The organism is Micromonospora sp. R311 (assembly GCF_056780015.1).
The window spans coordinates 17,705-35,764 of record NZ_JBSWCE010000011.1 but is presented as its reverse complement, the minus strand read 5'-3'; the positions used below and the strand labels follow the sequence as shown (position 1 = coordinate 35,764).

The 18,060-nt window shown below is 70.7% G+C and carries 17 protein-coding genes; 10 read left to right on the top strand and 7 right to left on the bottom strand.

Annotated elements, in window-relative coordinates:
- Positions 1 to 17: 17 nt before the first annotated feature.
- Positions 18 to 986: a cytochrome c oxidase assembly protein gene (locus AC1WTP_RS11575; RefSeq protein WP_481649224.1), complete on the top strand. Its 969-nt coding sequence runs from the start codon at positions 18 to 20 to the stop codon at positions 984 to 986.
- Complete coding sequence (locus AC1WTP_RS11570) at positions 979 to 3,450, top strand: glycoside hydrolase family 65 protein (RefSeq protein WP_481649223.1); 2,472 nt, start codon at positions 979 to 981, stop codon at positions 3,448 to 3,450. The genes AC1WTP_RS11575 and AC1WTP_RS11570 overlap by 8 nt, the downstream gene beginning before the upstream one ends.
- A gap of 274 nt (positions 3,451 to 3,724) precedes the next feature.
- Here AC1WTP_RS11570 and AC1WTP_RS11565 read toward each other — a convergent pair whose 3' ends face one another.
- Positions 3,725 to 4,600 (bottom strand): universal stress protein, encoded by an 876-nt coding sequence (locus AC1WTP_RS11565; protein ID WP_481649222.1) that lies wholly within the window; start codon positions 4,598 to 4,600, stop codon positions 3,725 to 3,727.
- A 420-nt stretch (positions 4,601 to 5,020) separates the two neighbouring features.
- Between AC1WTP_RS11565 and AC1WTP_RS11560 the strand changes: the two genes are divergently transcribed.
- The gene (locus tag AC1WTP_RS11560; protein WP_481649360.1) at positions 5,021 to 7,759 is read left to right on the top strand and encodes an HAD-IC family P-type ATPase; all 2,739 of its coding nucleotides are present in this window, start codon (positions 5,021 to 5,023) and stop codon (positions 7,757 to 7,759) included.
- A 479-nt stretch (positions 7,760 to 8,238) separates the two neighbouring features.
- Positions 8,239 to 9,435: a low temperature requirement protein A gene (locus AC1WTP_RS11555; protein WP_481649221.1), complete on the top strand. Its 1,197-nt coding sequence runs from the start codon at positions 8,239 to 8,241 to the stop codon at positions 9,433 to 9,435.
- Positions 9,436 to 9,509: 74 nt separating this feature from the next.
- Here the strand turns inward: AC1WTP_RS11555 and AC1WTP_RS11550 are convergent, their stop codons facing one another.
- Positions 9,510 to 10,196, bottom strand: a complete 687-nt coding sequence (locus tag AC1WTP_RS11550; RefSeq protein ID WP_481649220.1) for a DNA alkylation repair protein — start codon at positions 10,194 to 10,196, stop codon at positions 9,510 to 9,512.
- A gap of 153 nt (positions 10,197 to 10,349) precedes the next feature.
- Here AC1WTP_RS11550 and AC1WTP_RS11545 point away from each other — a divergent pair, with 153 nt between their 5' ends.
- The 3 genes from AC1WTP_RS11545 to AC1WTP_RS11535 all read left to right on the top strand — a co-directional run bounded on the left by AC1WTP_RS11545 (position 10,350) and on the right by AC1WTP_RS11535 (position 13,655).
- A complete protein-coding gene (locus AC1WTP_RS11545) occupies positions 10,350 to 10,622 on the top strand; it encodes a hypothetical protein (protein WP_481649219.1) in 273 nt (90 codons plus the stop codon).
- 64 nt (positions 10,623 to 10,686) lie between these two features.
- On the top strand, positions 10,687 to 11,760 hold the full coding sequence (locus AC1WTP_RS11540; RefSeq protein WP_481649218.1) for a DNA glycosylase AlkZ-like family protein: 1,074 nt from the start codon (positions 10,687 to 10,689) through the stop codon (positions 11,758 to 11,760).
- A gap of 62 nt (positions 11,761 to 11,822) precedes the next feature.
- Positions 11,823 to 13,655 (top strand): glycoside hydrolase family 15 protein, encoded by a 1,833-nt coding sequence (locus tag AC1WTP_RS11535; protein WP_481649217.1) that lies wholly within the window; start codon positions 11,823 to 11,825, stop codon positions 13,653 to 13,655.
- Between the two features lie 71 nt (positions 13,656 to 13,726).
- Here the strand turns inward: AC1WTP_RS11535 and AC1WTP_RS11530 are convergent, their stop codons facing one another.
- Positions 13,727 to 14,047 (bottom strand): MerR family DNA-binding protein, encoded by a 321-nt coding sequence (locus AC1WTP_RS11530; protein ID WP_481649216.1) that lies wholly within the window; start codon positions 14,045 to 14,047, stop codon positions 13,727 to 13,729.
- Positions 14,048 to 14,099: 52 nt separating this feature from the next.
- Here AC1WTP_RS11530 and AC1WTP_RS11525 point away from each other — a divergent pair, with 52 nt between their 5' ends.
- From AC1WTP_RS11525 to AC1WTP_RS11515, 3 genes are all read left to right on the top strand, one after another.
- A complete protein-coding gene (locus AC1WTP_RS11525; protein ID WP_481649215.1) occupies positions 14,100 to 14,300 on the top strand; it encodes a hypothetical protein in 201 nt (66 codons plus the stop codon).
- Positions 14,301 to 14,480 carry a hypothetical protein gene (locus AC1WTP_RS11520; protein ID WP_481649214.1) on the top strand — a complete coding sequence of 60 codons (180 nt, stop codon included), beginning with the start codon at positions 14,301 to 14,303 and terminating at the stop codon, positions 14,478 to 14,480.
- Between the two features lie 117 nt (positions 14,481 to 14,597).
- The gene (locus AC1WTP_RS11515; RefSeq protein WP_481649213.1) at positions 14,598 to 15,326 is read left to right on the top strand and encodes a Clp protease N-terminal domain-containing protein; all 729 of its coding nucleotides are present in this window, start codon (positions 14,598 to 14,600) and stop codon (positions 15,324 to 15,326) included.
- 9 nt (positions 15,327 to 15,335) lie between these two features.
- Here the strand turns inward: AC1WTP_RS11515 and AC1WTP_RS11510 are convergent, their stop codons facing one another.
- From AC1WTP_RS11510 to AC1WTP_RS11495, 4 genes are all read right to left on the bottom strand, one after another.
- Positions 15,336 to 15,854, bottom strand: a complete 519-nt coding sequence (locus AC1WTP_RS11510; protein ID WP_481649212.1) for a hypothetical protein — start codon at positions 15,852 to 15,854, stop codon at positions 15,336 to 15,338.
- 107 nt (positions 15,855 to 15,961) lie between these two features.
- Positions 15,962 to 16,153 (bottom strand): DNA repair protein, encoded by a 192-nt coding sequence (locus AC1WTP_RS11505; RefSeq protein ID WP_481649211.1) that lies wholly within the window; start codon positions 16,151 to 16,153, stop codon positions 15,962 to 15,964.
- Between the two features lie 64 nt (positions 16,154 to 16,217).
- Positions 16,218 to 17,246 (bottom strand): sensor histidine kinase, encoded by a 1,029-nt coding sequence (locus AC1WTP_RS11500; protein ID WP_481649210.1) that lies wholly within the window; start codon positions 17,244 to 17,246, stop codon positions 16,218 to 16,220.
- Positions 17,239 to 17,934, bottom strand: coding sequence for a response regulator transcription factor (locus AC1WTP_RS11495; protein WP_481649209.1), 696 nt, complete (start codon positions 17,932 to 17,934; stop codon positions 17,239 to 17,241). The genes AC1WTP_RS11500 and AC1WTP_RS11495 overlap by 8 nt, the downstream gene beginning before the upstream one ends.
- Between the last annotated feature and the right edge of the window lie 126 nt (positions 17,935 to 18,060).

The window sequence follows — 18,060 nt, the reverse complement described above, 5'->3', positions numbered from 1 at the left end:
GGGGCGCCGGTGCGTCCATGCTGAGCGGGGAAGCCGCCGTCCTGGCCCATGCCACCGCCGCCTCCTGGCGGCAGGTCGATCCCGCGACGGTGCTCGCCCTGGTCGCCACCGGGCTGTTGTACACCCGGGGACGCGGCGAACTGGCGGCCTTCCGGTCCGGGCCGGCAATGCTGCCGCGCTGGCGGGTCCGGTGTTTTCACGCCGGGCTCCTGGTGCTCGCGGCCGCCCTGGTCGGGCCCCTCGACGTGGTGGCCGAGGACCTGTTCTGGGTACACATGGTGCAGCACCAGCTGCTCGCGCTGGTCGCGCCGCCGCTGCTGATCCTGGGGCGAGGCGGCTTGGTGATCGGCAGTGCGCTGCCGAGGTCCGTTCGCCGGGTTTTCCTTCCCGGGCGCTGGACGCCCCGCCCGCTGCGATCCGGAGGAGCGATCGGCGCCGCGGCGGCCGGAGTCCACGCCGGCACCTGGTGGCTGTGGCACCTTCCCGGTCCGTACGGACTGGCACTGCGGTGGGAGGTGGCGCACGTCGCCGAACACGCGCTGTTTCTCGGCAGCGGCGCGGTGCTCTGGTCGGTCACCCTCCGCCGCCGTCCGCGCATCAGCCTTCCGGCCGCGCTGTTGTCGGTGATAGCCGCGATGCTGCCAACCTCCGTGCTCGCCGGCCTACTCACGTTCAGCGCCAGGTCGTGGTACGACGGTCACCATGCCGGAGACTGGGGTCTGACGCCGTTGGAGGACCAGCAGCTGGGTGCGTCGTTGATGTGGTTCCCCGGGTCGCTGAGCTACCTGGTCGTCGCCGCCGTGATCGTGTTCCGGGGTCTGACCCCACCGGCGGCACCGCGTTCGATTGGGTGCGGCGTGGGCGCGCCGACCCGCGGGCACCCGGCCGGTGGGGCTGGCCGGAGCACCGCGACCCTGAGTTCGGGTGGGCCCGGTATGGGGCGTCACGAAGTCGCCCGGTGGGACCGGGCGGGACCCGATGAGTGAGGATCCGTGCCGGCTCTGTCACCTGCCCTGTGACGAGTGGCTGCTGGCCTACGAGGGCTTCGACCCCGCCCGGGAGGGAACGCGGGAGGCGTTGCTGGCGCTGGGTAACGGCTACCAGATGACGCGGGGCGCGGCGCCGGAGGCCACCGCCGACGGCGTCCACTACCCGGCCACCTACATCGCTGGGCTCTACAATCGGCTGGTCTCCGACGTCGACGGTCGCCGCCGGGTCGACGAGAGCATTGTCAACCTGCCCAACTGGTTGACGTTGACGTTCCGTCACCCGGGCGGGCCCTGGTTCTCCGGTTCGGTGTTCCAGGTCCTCCACCGTCATGTCGCCCTCGATCTGCGGCAGGGCACGGAACGGCGGGAGATGGTGATCCGGGACCCGCACGGTCGTCGTACCCGCGCGGTCCAGGAGCGGATCGTCTCGATTGATCGCCCGCACCTGGCCTGCCTCCGTACGACGATCACGGCCCTGGACTGGTCGGGGCCGCTGTACGTGCGGAGTCTTCTGGACGCCCGGGTCACCAACGACAACGTCGCCGAGTACGGCGCCTTGGCCCGGCACCACCTGGTCGACTGCGTCACCGGATACCAGGGGGACGTCTGCTGGCTGACCGTACGGACCACGCAGTCGCGGATCCGGATAGCCCAGGCCGCCCGCCTCACGCTCCACCCGCACGACGGGTCAGCTTCCGAGCACCAGGTCGGCGGGCCCGGACACGTCGGGCACGAGATCCAGCTCCACATGACCTCGGGAACGCCGGTCACGATCGACAAGACCGTCGCCATGTACACCTCCCGGGACCGGGCGATCTCCGAACCGCTCGGCGCCGCCTGCGGCGAGATAAGCGACGCGCCTCAGTTCCCCGCGTTGCGGGACGCGCACCTCCTGGCGTGGGAACATCTCTGGCGACGCTTCCACCTTCGTCTCGGCGGCCACGACCTGGTGCGGGAGCAGTTGGCGCTCAACGTGCACCTGTTCCACGTCGCGCAGACCCTGTCCGGCCACACCGCCGACGCCGACGCGGGCGTGCCCGCCCGTGGGCTGCACGGTGAGGGCTACCGGGGACACGTCTTCTGGGACGAACTGTTCGTCTTCCCCCTGCTCAACCTGCGTACCCCCGAACTGACCCGGGCCCTGCTGCTCTACCGGTACCGCCGGCTCGCCCAGGCCCGCCGACTCGCCCGCGCACTGGGCCTGGCCGGTGCGCTGTTCCCGTGGCAGAGCGGCAGCGACGGCCGGGAGGAGACACCCGAGTTTTTCCACAACCCGCTATCACAGCGGTGGATGCCGGACAACTCCCGCCGGCAGTACCACGTCAGTCTCGCCGTGGCCTACAACGTCTGGCAGTACTACCAGGTCACCGACGACATCGACTTCCTGGCGATGTACGGAGCCGAACTGCTCGTCGAGATCGCGCGGTTCTGGGCCTCGGTCGCCGAGCACGACCCGCGGGACGACCGTTACCACATCCGCGGCGTGATGGGCCCGGATGAATTCCACGACGGGTATCCCGACGGGCCGGGATCAGGTATCGACGACAACGCCTACGTCAACGTCATGACTGCCTGGGCTCTCGCCCGGACGGTGGACGCCTACCGGATCCTGGGCGGGCACCACACCGATGACCTGTGGCGGCGCCTCGCCGTCGACGAGCAGGAGATAGCCCGCTGGGGCCACATCAGCCGGCGGCTGCACGTCCCCTTCCTGCCCAACGGGCTGCTCAGCCAGTTCGAGGGCTTCGCCCACCTCGACGAACTCGACCTTCGGCCGTACCGCGACCGGTACGGCGACATCGGGCGCCTCGACCTCATCCTGGAGGCCGAGGGCGACCACCCGAACCGTTACCAGACGTCGAAACAGGCTGACGTCCTGATGCTGTTCTACCTTTTCAGCGCGGAGGAGGTGACCGCGCTTCTGCACCGGCTCGGCTACGACTTCCGCCCCGCGACGATCCCGGAGACGGTCCACCACTACCTGGCCCGGACCACGCACGGATCAAGCCTCAGCCGGGTTGTGCACTCCTGGGTGCTTGCGCGCACCCGGCGCTCCCAGTCCTGGCACCTGCTGCGCGACGCACTCGCCGCCGACCTCGCCGACACCCAGCCCGGCACCACCCGCAAGGGGATCCATCTCGGCGCGATGGCGGGTACCGCAGACATCGTGCAACGTTGCTACACCGGCCTGGAGGTCCGCAGGGACGCGCTCGGCCTCCATCCGCAACTACCGCACACCCTCGCCCATCTCGACTTCGACCTGCGCTATCGCGGGCACTGGCTCCGCATCCACTGCAGTCACGACCTCATCTCGGTGCGTGCGCTGCCCACCACCGCCCCGCCGGTCACCGTGATCATCGAGGAGACGGCGCACGTCCTCAGCGGCGAGAGCGACGTTTCGGTACCTCTCACCCGGAAGCCGCTGGCCCCGAGCCGGACTGACGGCTCGTCTGGTTCTTGATCGAGGGCGGCCACCGAGTCGACCCGGCTTTGCAAACGTGAAGTGGAGGAGTACCTGCGGCAGACGGCGAAATCGCGGAGCGGGGGTACCCTGGCGGACCATCGAGCGGCATCCGCTGGATCGGGGCAACGGGCATGGTTCCTTCAACACCGGATGCGCCGCCCGCGGCGGCTTGGTTGCAGTCCGCTGTTGAAGGCGCGGCAAGCGCCGCCTCGGTTGCCGACGGAGAAGCAGGTGCCCCAGTGGTGCCGGGCTCGACGGGGCGTGTGCCTTCCTATTGCCGAGCGCCGGCTTCGATGGCAGATCTCGCAGCGGGGGAACCGCCGGTGCTGTCACGGACGACTGCGACGGGACAGGGCGCATGGTGCAGCAGGGCCTGGCTGACCGAACCGAGCAGCAGTCCCGTGAAGCCGCCCCGGCCGCGCGCGCCGACGACGACGAGCTGAGCGTCCCGGGCGGCGTGGACCAGCGCCGCGGCTGGTGGGTCCGTGAGTTGTAGCTGCTCCACCCGGACCTCGGGGTATCGGTCGGTCCACCCGGTCAGTGACTCGGCGAGCATTCGGGCGGCCGGGGGGCCAAGTTCGCCACCCGCGGTGACCGCCCGCAGCGTCGCTCGTCTCAGGTGTGCCTCCTCGAAGGCGAGACCGACAGCCACCTCACTGTGCGGGGAGCGGTCGACGCCAACCACGACCGGCCCGCCGACGGCGGGCTCTCCGCGTACCACGAGTACGGGGCAGGCAGCATGGGGAGTGACCTGCATCGCTACGGACCCGAGCAGCAGACCGCTGAAGCCACCGAGCCCGCGGCTTCCGATCACCACCATCTTCGCCGCCTCGGTTTCACCGATCAGCACCGGTGCCGGGTCCCCGTCAGACACGACCGTAGACACCTTGACGCCCGGGACCTCGGTCCGCACCTGCTCGGCAGCGCCACGCGCGATCCGCTCAGCCTGGTTGCGCAGTCCGCTATCCGGTGGACCGAACTCGGGCTGATCGAGTGGCACGTTGAACAGCGGCCAGATGAACGCGTGCACCACCCGCAGCGGAAGGCCCCGCCAGGAGGCTTCCAGGGCAGCCTGATGCAGCGCCCGCGCCGCTTCGGGCGAACCGTCCACGCCGGCCACGATCGGTGCCGGAGCGGTAGCTGTCATTCTCTCGGCCTTCCTGTCTTCGTCCTCGGCGGTCCCGTGAAGCGCTCAATCCCGGCGTGGCATCGGAAAGCTCGCCACCGCGACCCATGCCGTAGAGCGGGCCCACCCACATCTTGTGCCGCAGTCGGGCGGGAAGCGCGCCGAACGCCAGCCCGGCGCCGAACTCCCACGCGGGTTACCCCAACAGGTCGGAGAAAACGATGTCGCTCCGTCGGCGTAGGGCAGCCGGAATGGTCCGTGGCGGTGTGCTCAAGCTGCCTATACTTGGGCGGTTCTCATGGCGGCGTCCGTGGATCGAGCCGCGCCCCTGGCCTCGACCGGCCTGGACCTAATCGGCTTGCCATCCCGACCCTGGTTGGTGACCGGGACCGCCCGTGCCGTGTCTGGTGCAGTCAGGAGTGATGGGTGGGCTCCCAGGGTGTGGCCGAGTCACGCGATGAAGCGCACCACGAGATGTCGGCTCACGAGGTGGTGCTTCTTCTCGAGACCGATCCGCAGCGGGGGCTCAGCGGCGACGAGGCCCGGCGCCGCCGGGGGCAGTACGGGCCCAACGTGCTGCCGACCGGCGGCGGGGCTGGCGTCCTGCGTCGGATCCTGGGTCAGTTCCACCATCCCTTGATCTATGTGCTGCTGGCCGCGACCGCAGTGACGGCTCTGCTGCGGGAGTTCGTCGACTCCGTGGTGATCTTCGCGGTGGTGCTGATCAACGCGGCCATCGGGTTCGTGCAGGAGTCCCGCGCCGAGGCCGCGCTAAGCGGCCTGCGCTCGATGGTACGTACCGAGGCGCGGGTTATCCGTGACGGCCAGTCGCGGTCCGTGCCCTCGGAGGACCTCGTGCCGGGCGACCTGATCGAGCTGGAGCCGGGTGCGAAGGTGCCGGCTGACCTGCGGGTCGTGCGTTCGGATGAACTGAGGATTGACGAGTCGGCGTTGACCGGCGAGTCGGTCCCGGTGGCCAAGGACGAGGCGGAACTGCCCGAGATCACCCCCGTGTCCGACCGGCGCAACATGGCCTACTCAGGGACCCTGGTCACGGCGGGAAGCGCGACGGGCATCGCGGTCGGCACCGGCGCCCGCACCGAACTTGGACAGATTCATCGGCTGGTTGGGGCTGCGGAGGTGCTGGCGACGCCGCTGACCCGCAATCTCGCCCGGTTCAGCAAGGTGCTAACGGTCGCCATCCTCGTGCTCGCCGCTGTCACCTTCGGGGTGGGGCTGCTGCGGGGGCAGGATACGGTCGAGGTGTTCACGGCAGCGGTCGCCCTGGCGGTGGGGGCCATCCCGGAGGGATTACCGGCCGCGGTCACCATCACGCTGGCCATCGGAGTGGCTCGCATGGCCCGACGCCGGGCGGTGATCCGCCGGCTGCCTGCCATCGAGACGCTTGGCAGCACCACAGTGGTTTGTTCGGACAAGACGGGCACCCTGACCGAGAATCAGATGACGGTACGCGCGGTCTGGACGCTCGACGGCGAGTACTCGGTCACCGGGGCCGGACATGCGCCCGAGGGTGAGGTGAGCAACGAGAAGCAGACGGCTGCCGAGGCGACGGCCAGCCAAGCGCTGCGGTGCTGCCTGCTTGCGGGCGTCGCCTGCAACGACGCCCGCCTCAGCCGGCAGGATGGCAAGTGGACCCTGGTCGGGGACCCCACCGAGGCGGCGATGCTCGTCGTCGGGGCCAAGGGCGGCCTCGGCCAGGAGGAGGTGACTGCCCAATATCCGCGCATTGAGACGATCCCATTCAGCTCCGAGCGGCAGTACATGGCTACCCTGCACCACGACCGCGACTCCGACCGGCCCATCGGTCTGGTCAAAGGAAGCGTCGAGAAGCTCCTGTCGATGTCCCGGGCTGCCATGCGGGCCGACGGGTCGAGCTGCCCGCTGGACGAAGAGCGAATACAGCGTGCGGCGGAAGACCTGGCTCGTCGAGGGATGCGGGTCCTGGCCACCGCCGTGCGGTCTGAGGAGTCGAGGGAGTTCCACGAGGATTCACTGCCCGGCGTCCTGGTATTCACCGGCCTGCAGGCGATGCTCGACCCACTACGGGCCGCCGCCGCTCCCGCCGTGCAGGCCTGTCACTCCGCCGGCATCAGCGTCAAGATGATCACCGGCGATCACGCGGCGACGGCGGCCGCTATCGCCACCCAGCTCAAAGTGCTCGAGGTGGGGCAGCAGAGCCGGGTGCTGACCGGCGAGGAGTTGCGTGCGTTGCCCGAAGGGCGGTTTCCGGAAGTGGTGGAAGAGGCCGCGGTGTTCGCGCGGGTCTCTCCCGAGCAGAAGCTGCGGCTGGTGAAGGCACTCCAGCACCGTGGGCACGTGGTGGCGGTGACCGGCGACGGAGTCAACGACGCGCCCGCTCTGCGGCAGGCCGACATCGGCGTGGCCATGGCGCGCTCAGGCACGGAGGTGGCCAAGGAAGCGGCCGACATGGTGCTCACGGACGACGACTTCGCCACCATCGAGGCCGCGGTGGAGGAGGGCCGCGGCGTGTTCGACAACCTGACCAAGTTCCTGGTCTGGACATTGCCGACGAACCTCGGCGAGGGCCTTGTGGTGCTCGTGGCGATCGTGCTGGGGGCCACCTTGCCGCTGCTGCCCACCCAGATTCTGTGGATCAACATGACCACCGCCGTGCTTCTCGGTCTGATGCTCGCCTTCGAACCGAAGGAGGCCGGCGTCATGCGGCGACCCCCGCGTGACCCCGCTCGCCCCCTGCTGACCCGTGCCCTGATGGTGCGGGTGCTACTGGTGGCGGCCCTTCTCGTGGCCGGCTCGTCGTGGCTTTTCGAGTGGGAGCAGCAGACCGGACGAACGGTTGCCGAGGCACGAACGGCCGCGCTCAACCTGTTCGTCGTAGTTGAAATCTTCTACCTGTTCAGCTGCCGATCGCTCAGTCAGCCGATCTGGCGCGCCGGTCTGCTGTCCAACCGGTGGATCGTGGTAGGCGTGACGGCGCAGGTGGCCGGTCAACTCGCCATCACCTATCTACCCTTCATGAACCGAATATTCAGCACGGCACCCCTGTCAGCGGAGGCGTGGCTTCGCATCTTCGCGATCGGCGTCGCGACGGCAGTTGTGGTGGCGATCGACAAACGCCTGCGGCGGCACCTTCATGACGCACCCACCGGCGGCGGGGTCACCGGTTCACCGTCCGGGTAACAATCGGCATGGTTCCGTCGCCGCGAACCGCCAGCCGGAGTCAACGGTGACTTCCTGGTGGTGGGTGCTCCTCGCGGCCGTGGTCTGGCTGGCCATCGGTCTGCTCACCGCGCCTGTCTTACCGGGAGCCTCGTCCTATGTCGACACGCCCTCTGCGCCGCGACCACCGTGACCAGGCCAATCACGATGAAAGGGCTCGGTGGCTGCTCGTCGGGTGCTCGGGCGCTAGGGACAGGCTCGCAACGGGCGGACTGAGTGGGACGCCGTCTGTCTCTCCCTCGGGGTGGGTGGCCAGATGTCGTTTCGAGGCGAGTGACCGCTTGCCGCGAGACGCCGAGTCGTTCAGGCACCTCGCCGAGGGAGGGTGTAGCAGCGCACCGGTCAGCCGCCCAGGGTTCCGCCTATCCCCGTCGGAGGCCCTGACCAGCGTGGTACGACTGCGTCGACAGGTGGCGCGGGGCGGACGAAACGGGCGGACGATGACGGTCGGTGGCTTGCGTGGTCTGCTCCGTGACCGCGAGGGGGAGCTTCTTCTCGACCTGGTGTACGTCTTCGCGCTCACCCGGATCTCGGAGCGGTTGATCGTAGATTTCAGCACTCAGCGGCAGGTCGTTCTGCCGGAATTCGGTCAGACGGCGTTGTTGCTGCTGGCACTCTGGTTGACCTGGGTTCGCGCGGCGATCGTGACCAGCGCCTTCGATCCGCAAAAATGGGCGATCCGGCTCGTGTGCGTCCTGGTCATGTTCGGCACCATGATCATGGCCGTTACGCTGCCCTTTGCGACCGGCGATCGAGCCGTGGTCTTCGCGGTCACCTACGTCACCATCCAACTCGGCAAGCCCGTCGTGCTCCTGCTCGGCCGGTACGACCGGGAACGGCACAGCCCCGCGCGGGCGCTCTGTTGGGCAGCGGTATCCGCCGTACCCTGGATCGCCGGGGCGGTTCTCTTCCCGCAGAGCACCACTCGAGGGGTTCTGTGGACGCTGGCGGTGGCGCTGGACTACACGGGACTCGTCAACGGCTGGCCCGTTCCGGGACTTGGCCGCACCCGTATCGACGACTGGAAGCTCGCCGGGGAGCACATCGCCGAGCGTTTTCAGCAGTTCATCGTGATCGCGCTCGGCGAGACGATCCTGCTCACGGGAATCACGTTCGCCGAGCAGTTCACCCCCGATCGGGTGGTGCCGAGCGTCGTGTCCTTCGCCACCACGATCCTGATGTGGCGAATCTACTTCCACCGTGCTGGGGCGGTGTTGCCCGCCGCCATCGAGGCCATCCCCAGCCCAGCCCGCCTCGGTCGGTCTGCGTTCCACACCCATCTGATCATCGTGACCGGCATCCTCGCCACCGGCGTCGGCCACGCACTGGTCATCCATCATCCGGTTCTCCACGAGGATCCGCTGTGGCTCGCCGTCATCCTGGGTGGGCCCGCGCTGTTCCTGGTCGGGCGGTCCCGCCTCGAGTACGAGGTGTTCGCCCGGGTGTCCGCGTCCCGGGTCATCGGACTCCTCGCGCTTGCCGCTCTGACGCCGGTGATGGTCCGCCTGCCGCCGCTGTTCGCCACCTTCGCCGCAGTCGTCGTCCTGGCCGGGGTCGTGGCGTGGGACACGATGAGAGAGCGGAAACACCCAGGTGAGGAACCCTCACCGCCCGGGTCGGCCCGACGCCGAGGCTGACGGCAACCGAGGCAGGCGATTCCGGATCGCATCCGACACCGCCTCCCGCCCGAGCCAGGTCGGCCGGGACCTTCCTACGTGTCGTGCTGTCGGCGCACCATCTCGTTGATCCAGATGGGCGCGTACGGAGACGTGCAGCCCGGGGAAGTCGGGTAGTCCTTGAGCACCTCCAGGCGCTCACCGATGTCGAGTGCGCGGACGCGGTGCTCGGCGTGCTCGATCCCGATCTGCGCCAGGCAGTGGTTCATCGCCCACTGCAGGCGATCCGGGGCGCCTTTCATCTCCGCCTCGATGACGTCGAGCAGTCCCGCGAGGTCCAGGCCCTCGGGCTTCCTCGCCACGCGTTCCGCCGTCAGCGCCCAACCGGCGCTCGCGACCACCGGATCCGGATCGGCGAACCAGGCCAGGCGCAGCTCTTCGGAGTGCGGATTCTTCTTCACCACGTAGTTCACGAGCCAGTCGTGCACCTTGGGGGTGCGCGCCTCGCGCACCATGGCGTCCAACTCGTCACGCCCGAACGCCTTCGGGCGGCAGATCAGGATCGCCAGCAGTCTCGCCGCGGTGTCGTCCGTCTGCCAGAGCTGGCCCGCGAGTTCCTGCTGCGTCTTCAGCCGCTTCGCGAGCGCGCGCAGCCTGCTGAGGTTCACACCGTGGTCGTCACCGTGTTTCTCGTTCACCTCGCGGATCTTCGGGTCCTCGAGCTGGGCCAGCTCGGCCATCACCTCGGCCACCGTCGTCTCGGTCAGCGTCGTCTCGGCCACCTCAGCCTCCTGTCCATCACGCGCGAGATGCAGCCTACGACCGAAGTCGGCCTCCTGTCGTACAGGCGTCGCCAGCACGAGCAGCCCGGTTGGCGCCGGCGATGATCGTCGGGGAGCATCCGCCCGATCGGCGGGCTGGAGAGAGGGGCAGGCATGTCAACCGAGCCGGAGCCGGGGCTGGCACCCGAGCACCTGCGCACCAGACATCGGGGTGAGCCTGTCCTGCTCACGGTCGACGGGCAGGACTTCCGGGTCCGTGCCCGGGCCGAGGAGCCCGGCGGGTACGACTTCGACTGGCTCAACGGGCCGCACGACTACGGCTTCGGGCTCTCCGGGCCGGACGCGATGGGCCTGCCCGAGATGGAGCGGGCCATCCGCGACTTCCTCGCTCAGATCGACCCCACCACCGGGTACCTGAAGGAGTAGCCGGCGGGGCGGGCTCGGGCCTTCGGCGCTGCTGCTTGTCGGTCACCGGCACTAGCCTCGCGACATGTCGTCCACCCGACTCACCCGGGCCGCGGCCCGGCGCATCGCGGTCCGCGCGCAGCTGCTCGACGCGCGCCGGCCGGCCGACCTTCTCGGGGTCGTGCGGCAGCTGACGTTCCTGCAACTGGATCCCACGGCCGCGGTGGCACCGAGCGCCGATCTCGTGGCGTGGACCCGGCTCGGCGCCCGATATCGGCCGGCCGACCTGCAACGGGCCCTGGAACGTGATCGGTCGCTGTTCGAGCACCGCGCCATGGTGCGCCCGATGACCGACCTCGGGCTCCACCTGGCGGAGATGGCCGCCTGGCCTCAGGAGGCGCGGCGGCGGGACTGGTTGCGGGCCAACGACGCGTTCCGCCGGTACGTGCTCGACCTGCTGCGCGACTCCGGGCCCCTGCTGTCGCGCGACGTGCCGGATCGCAGTGTGCTGCCCTGGCCGTCCACCGGCTGGACGAACAACCGCAACGTCACCCAGATGCTCGAGTTCCTCGCCGCCCGCGGCGAGATCGCCATCTCCGACCGCGTCGGGCGGCAGCGGCGATGGGACCTGGCCGAGCGGGTCTACCCGGCGGGCACCCCGGTCGTCCCGGCGGAGGAGGCCCGCCGGATCCGCGATGAGCGACTGCTACGGTCCCTCGGCATCGCCCGCCCGTCGGTGGTCGGCGAGGCGGGGGAGCCGGTCGAGGTGGAGGGCACCTCCGGCGTGTGGCGGGTCGACCCCACGGCGGCCGGCGAGCCGTTCGCCGGGCGTACCGCGTTGCTGTCGCCGTTCGACCGGCTCGTCCACGACCGGCGGCGCGCGCTCGAGCTCTTCGGCTTCGACTACCGCCTGGAGATGTACGTGCCCAGGGCGAAGCGGCGCTGGGGCTACTTCGCGCTGCCCGTGCTGCACCACGATCGGCTGATCGGCAAGGTGGACGCCACGGCCGACCGCCGGGCCTCGGTCCTGCGGGTGGACGCCGTTCACCAGGACGTCCGCTTCACCGCCGCCATGACCGCCGCCGTGCACGCCGAACTCGACGCGCTCGCGTCCTGGCTCGGCCTGTCCTCCGTCGACCACGCGCCGTCCGCGCGGTGAGGTGTACGGGGCCGAACCCCGGGTAGTCGCCGCGGTCGGTGTGACGGGGGTCGGGAGGTCAGGTGGAAAGGTATCCCGCCGTGGAGGCCCACGGCCTGATCGGTGACCTGCAGACCGCGGCGCTGATCACCAAGGACGGGACGCTGGACTGGTTCTGCGCGCCCCGCTTCGACTCGCCGAGCATCTTCGGCGGCCTCCTGGACCGGCGCAGGGGCGGCCACCTCCAGATCTCGCCGTACGGTGTCGACTACCGGAGCAAGCAGCTCTACCTGCCCGGCACACCGATCCTGATCACCCGCTTCCTCAGTGCGGAGGGCGTGGGCGAGCTGATCGACTTCATGCCCGTCGCCGGAGATCAAGCCACCGACCGGCACCGCCTGGTCCGGCTGCTCCGGGTCGTCCGCGGGGCCATGACGTTCCGGCTCGACTGCCGGCCCGGGTTCAACTACGGGCGTGACCCGTACGAGCTGGAGGGCCACCCGGCCGGCGTCGTCTTCCGCAGTGCCACGATCTCACTCACCGTGCATCACGTCCGCTTCGGCGAGGGCCTGCCCGGCCTGCAGGACCGCAAGCGCAGCAGCACGGAAGGCGTCCAGGTGACCGGCGCGCTGCGCGAGGGCGAAGCCGGAGGCGTGGTCATGGACACCGCGTCTCCGGAGCCGCCGCGACCCTATTCGGCCGAGGAGGCGCGGGCACTGCTGGAGGAGACCCGGGACTTCTGGCGGCGCTGGCTCGCCCGCTCGCAGTACACCGGCCGGTGGCGGGAGATGGTCGAGCGGTCCGCGATGACGCTGAAGCTCATGACGTACGCCCCGACCGGCGCGCTGATCGCCGCGCCCACCGCCGGGCTGCCGGAACAGCTCGGCGGGGAGCGTAACTGGGACTACCGCTACACCTGGATCCGCGACGCCTCCTTCTCGGTGCACGCGCTGCTCAGCCTGGGCTTCACCGACGAGGCGCGCGGTTACCTGCGCTGGCTCAACGACCGGGTCCGGGAGGCGAAGGACGAGCGGTCACCGTTGCAGATCATGTACCGCGTCGACGGCTCGCCCGACCTCACCGAGGAGGTGCTCGACCACCTGGAGGGCTACCGAGGCTCGGCGCCGGTGCGGGTGGGCAACGACGCCGCGAGCCAACTGCAACTCGACATCTACGGTGAGGTGCTCAACGCGGTGCACCTCGCCAGCGACCGCGGGTTGCGAAGCTCCCACCAGGGTTGGCTGCACATCGTCCATTTGGTGGACTGGCTCTGCGACAACTGGGACCAGCCCGAAGACGGGATCTGGGAGACCCGCGCCGGCCGCCAGGACTTCACCTACGGACGGCTCATGTCGTGGGTGGCGTTCGACCGCGCCATCCGTCTCGCCGACCGGCTCGGGCGGCCGGGCGACACGATCCGGTGGGCGAACGCGCGCAACGCCGCCTACGAGCAGATCATGACCCGCGGCTTCCACCCCGGTCGCGAGGCCTTCGTGCAGCACTACGCAACCGACGTGCTGGACGCGTCGCTGCTCGCCATGCCGTCCGTCGGCTTCGTCGCGCCGACCGATCCGATGTGGCAGTCGACCCTGCGGGCCATGGACGCCGAGTTGGTCTCCGACAGTCTCGTCTACCGGTACAACCCGACCGCCTCGCCCGACGGCCTTGCCGGCAACGAGGGCACCTTCAGCATGTGCACCTTCTGGTACGTGGAGGCCCTCGCGCAGTCCGGCCGTCTCAACGACGCGCGGCTGACCTTCGAGAAGATGCTCACCTACAGCAGCCAGCTCGGGCTCTACTCCGAGGAGATCGCCCCCGACGGGGAGCAGATCGGCAACTTCCCGCAGGCGTTCAGCCACCTGTCCCTGATCAGCACCGCGGTGCACCTCGACCATCTCCTGGACGGCCGCTCCTGACCGGCTCCCCCGGAACCGCCGGCCGAGGGAGCCGGGCGGGCGAACGGGCCCCGCTGCCGGCGTCCGTCGACCTACCCGTCGAGGCGGGCCGCGAGGCTCGCCCGGTAGTGCGGGCATTCGGTGAGGTCGTCGTGGTCGCAGCGCAGCGCCACGTCGACGATCTCCAGCGACGCCCGGGCTCGGGCGATCCGCTCCAGCAGGGCGGCGCGCTGCCGAGCCAGGATCCGGCGGCGGGCGGCGGGATCCTGCTCGTCGAGCACGGCGCGGACGTCGTCCAGGCTGAAGCCCGCCTTCTTGGCCCGCAGGATGGTCGCGATCCGGTACCGGTCGGCGGGGCCGTAGCGCCGCCGGCCGGCGACGGTCCGGGCGGGGGAGAGCAGCCCGACGGACAAGGTCCTCCACGATCTCGCCGAGCCCGGGCGGGCGCTCGCCGAGGCGCGGCGGGTGCTCGCTCCGGGTGGCCGGATCGTGCTGGTCGGCCAGGACTGGGACACGGTCGTCGTCGACTCCGACCAGCCCGCGCTCACCCGCGCCGTAGTGCACGCCCGGGCCGATCGCGTCGCCAGCCCCCGGGCCGCCCGCGGGTACCGCGCCCTGCTGCTGGACGCCGGCTTCGGGGCGCCCGAGGTGGAGGTGCACACCTGAGTGCGCACGGGCGAGGACGTACTGCCGGTGTTGGCCGGGTTCGCCGGTTCCGCGGTCGCGGCCGGCGCGATCGGTCCGGTTCAGGCGGAGCGCTGGCTGGCCGACCAGCGGCGCCGGGCCGCGCGGGACCGGGCCTTCCTCGCCCTCCCGCTCTTCGTGGCCGCCGCGCGCCGCGAATGACCGGTTGCCCAGCGCCCGGCCCCTCGATCGAGGCGACGCGGCGGCGCTGATCGGACGGGCGCCGGGCTTCGTCAACCAATGGTTGACGGCGCGGCGGCGTCAACTTAGGGTTGACGCATGACCAATCCGATACCCATGAGCAACCCCGTCCGGCTCGACGACCTGATCGAGGCGATCAAGAAGGCGCACACCGACGCCCTCGACCAGCTCTCCGACGCGGTCATCGTCGCCGACCACCTCGGCGAGGTGGCCGACCACCTGATCGGCCACTTCGTGGACCAGGCCCGTCGCTCCGGCGCCTCCTGGACGGAGATCGGCCGCAGCATGGGCGTGACCAAGCAGGCCGCGCAGAAGCGCTTCGTGCCCAAGGCCGCCGACACGCCGCTCGACCCGCAGCAGGGCTTCAGCCGGTTCACCCCCCGCGCCCGCAACGTGGTGATGGCGTCGCAGGAGGAGGCGCGGGCCACCGGGCACGCCGAGATCCGCCCGGAGCACCTGGTGCTGGGGCTGCTCAGCGAGCCGGAGGCGTTGGCCGCGCAGGCGATCGTCGCGCAGGGCGTACCGCTGGAGCGGGTCCGCGAGGCCGCGACCGCCGCGCTGCCGCCGTCCTCGGCGCAGGTGCCCGACCTGATCCCGTACGACGCGCAGGGCAAGAAGGCGCTGGAGCTGACCTTCCGTGAGGCGCTCCGGCTGGGGCACAACTACATCGGCACCGAGCACATGCTGCTCGCCCTGCTGGAGCTGGAGAACGGCAGCGGTGTGCTGGCCGGCCTCGGCGTCGACAAGGCCGCCGCCGAGGCCACGCTCGTCGCGGCGCTCGAGGCCGCGGCGAAGAAGGCCTCCTGACCGTCGCGGTCAGGAGGCGGCGGGGAAGCCGTACCGGGCGGCGTGCTCCGGGTCGGCCGGGTCGATCTGGCGGATCCCGGCATCGGCGAGGCGCTTGTTGACCTCGTCGAGCCGCTCCCGCACCAGCCGGGCCTCCTCCTCGGTCACCCGGCCCCGGTGCGGCTTGCCCGCGTGCTCGATGGTGCCGTAGTCGAGCTTCTCGGCGCCGCGGCGGGCCTTCGGCGGACGGACCCGCTCGGCGGTCCGGAGCAGTTGCGCCATCGGCACGTCGGTCGCCATCGCGTCGAACTCGCTCGCGGTCAGCACCACCCGCCGCGGCTCGCCGCCGCCGTGCCGGTCGTGGATCTCGACCACCGCGACGTCCAGCGCGGCGTCGTCGATGCTCTCCACCTCGACCGGCGTGGCGTCCAGTTGCACGGGCCCGGCCACCAGGTCAGGGTGCTCCAGCACGACGACGCGGACCACCTCGCCGTCGGGCTGCAGGACCGTGCCGCTGAAGTCGGAGACGTGGATCGTCTTCTTGCCCATGCGCGCAGCTTCTCCTGTCGTAGGCCGGGATTCCGGACCACAAGAAATTACCCGACAGGTGTGCGAAAGCCGCGGCTGGACCACCCGGGTGTGTCGCCGTACGTGGGTCAGCGGGTGTTGAGGCCGCGGCGGGCGGAGGCGCCGGCCGGCAGCTTGTTCAGCTCGCCCCAGGGCAGCGCGTCGGTGGCGGCCCGGTTGCCCCGGTACGGCGGCTGGCCCGGAAACCGTCCGGCGGTCTCGGGGGCCCGCCAGAGGCGCTGGGTGTCCTGCTGGTACCGGTCATTCGGCTGAATCGGCATGACCATTACCGTCCCAAAGAAAGTTGTACATGTATGGAAATGAATATGACGACCGATCGATGGATCAGGTTCCCGCGATCGGTAGCCGGACCACGAACCGGCACCCGTCGGTGAGGTTCTGTACGTCTACCCGCCCGCCGTGCGCCTCAATCAGCCCGCGCACGATCGCCAGGCCCAGCCCGCCCGAACCGGCCGGGTGCCCGTTGCCCGGCCGCGGCGTGCGCGCCGGCTCGCCCCGGAACGCCACGTCGAAGACCCGGGGCAGGTCCGCCTCCGGGATCCCGCCGCAGGTGTCCGCCACCGCCAGCCAGGCGGCGTCGGCGTCCCGTCCGGCGTCCACCCGGACAGTGCCGTCCTCGGGGGTGTAGCGGACCGCGTTGAGCAGCAGGTTGCCCACCACCCGGGCCAGCTCCGGCTCGCTGGCCAGCACGGTCGGCCAGCCGGTCTCCGGGGCGACCAGCCGGATCCGCCGGGCGGCGGCCAGTGGCGCCGTGCCGGCCAGCGCGTCGGAGACCACGTCACCGAGCGGCACCGCCGACAGCGACAGCCGCAGCGCCCCGGCGTTGATCCGGGACAGCTCGAACAGGTCGTCCACCAGCCGGGTCATCCGGTCGGTCTCCACCCGGATCCGACGGTGGTACTCGGCGACCGTCTCCGGGTTGCGTACCACCCGGTCCTCCAGCGCCTCGGCCATCGCCCGCAGCCCGGCCAACGGGGTGCGCAGGTCGTGCGACACCCAGGCGACCAGGTCGCGCCGCCCCTGCTCGATCCGCCGCTCCCGCTCCCGCGCCTGGTCGGCCCAGACCGCGGCGGCGGCGAGCCGGCGGGCGAAGAGCCAACCGACCGCGAGGCTGACCACCGCCGCGGCGGAGACGGTGATCAGCACCACCTCCAGGTCGTGCGCGGAGAGGAACATCGCCTCGGCGACCACGGCCACGCCGGCCACCACCGCGGTCACGGTCACCGCCAGCAGCACCACGATGTGGACGGTGATCGACCGGCCGCGCAGCAGTCGCAGGGCGAGCGCGCCGGCGGCGCCGACGCAGAGCGCCGCGGCGAGCGCCGCCGCGAAGATCAGGGCCAGGTCACGCATCGGTCGGCTCGTACCGGTAGCCCACGCCCCAGACGGTCACGATCCGCCGGGGATCGGCCGGGTCGGCCTCGACCTTCTCCCGCAGCCGCCGGACGTGCACGGTCACCGTCGACTGGTCGCCGAAGCTCCAGCCCCACACCCGCTCCAGCAGCTCGGCCCGGCGGAACGCCCGCGCCGGATGCCGCATCAGGTGCGCCAACAGGTCGAACTCGCGCAGGGTGAGCGCCAGTTCGCGGCCGTGCAACCGGGCGATCCGGGGGCCGGTGAGCACCTCCAGCCCGCCGTCGGTGAGCACCTCGGGCGCCGTCCCGGGTGGCTCGCCGCCCGCCCGGCGCAGCACCGAGCGGACCCGCAGCACCAGCTCCCGGGGGGAGAACGGCTTGCCCAGGTAGTCGTCCGCGCCCAGTTGCAGGCCGAGGATCCGGTCGGCCTCGTCGCCGCGGGCGGTGAGCATGACGATGGGTACGCCGTCCGGCCGCGCCCGCAGCCGCCGGCACACCTCCAGGCCGTCCAGCACCGGCAGCATCAGGTCGAGGACGACGAGGTCGGGCGGCTCCGCGGCGACCGCGGCCAGCGCGGCGGCCCCGTCGCCGACGTGGTCGACCCGGTAGCCGGCGTGCTCCAGGTAGCGGCAGACCACGTCGCTGACCGTCCGGTCGTCGTCGACGACCAGCACCCGCTGGGTCACCCGGCACCTCCCTCGCGTCGGGCCAGCGTAGCCAGGGGCACGCCGCGGCGGGTGTTGCGATGTCCTTACGGTTCCGGGCAGGCAGTGACGGGGACCACTGTACGGATACCCCTAGGGGGTATATGG

Excerpts from the sequence above, each read along its gene's own strand:
- AC1WTP_RS11565 (WP_481649222.1), bottom strand. The coding sequence starts at position 4,600 with ATGACAGCTACCGCTCCGGCACCGATCGTGGCCGGCGTGGACGGTTCG.
- AC1WTP_RS11540 (WP_481649218.1), top strand. The coding sequence starts at position 10,687 with ATGTCGTCCACCCGACTCACCCGGGCCGCGGCCCGGCGCATCGCGGTC.
- AC1WTP_RS11505 (WP_481649211.1), bottom strand. The coding sequence starts at position 16,153 with ATGCCGATTCAGCCGAATGACCGGTACCAGCAGGACACCCAGCGCCTC.
- AC1WTP_RS11545 (WP_481649219.1), top strand. The coding sequence starts at position 10,350 with ATGTCAACCGAGCCGGAGCCGGGGCTGGCACCCGAGCACCTGCGCACC.
- AC1WTP_RS11570 (WP_481649223.1), top strand. The coding sequence starts at position 979 with ATGAGTGAGGATCCGTGCCGGCTCTGTCACCTGCCCTGTGACGAGTGG.
- AC1WTP_RS11500 (WP_481649210.1), bottom strand. The coding sequence starts at position 17,246 with ATGCGTGACCTGGCCCTGATCTTCGCGGCGGCGCTCGCCGCGGCGCTC.
- AC1WTP_RS11515 (WP_481649213.1), top strand. The coding sequence starts at position 14,598 with ATGACCAATCCGATACCCATGAGCAACCCCGTCCGGCTCGACGACCTG.
- AC1WTP_RS11510 (WP_481649212.1), bottom strand. The coding sequence starts at position 15,854 with ATGGGCAAGAAGACGATCCACGTCTCCGACTTCAGCGGCACGGTCCTG.
- AC1WTP_RS11575 (WP_481649224.1), top strand. The coding sequence starts at position 18 with ATGCTGAGCGGGGAAGCCGCCGTCCTGGCCCATGCCACCGCCGCCTCC.
- AC1WTP_RS11555 (WP_481649221.1), top strand. The coding sequence starts at position 8,239 with ATGACGGTCGGTGGCTTGCGTGGTCTGCTCCGTGACCGCGAGGGGGAG.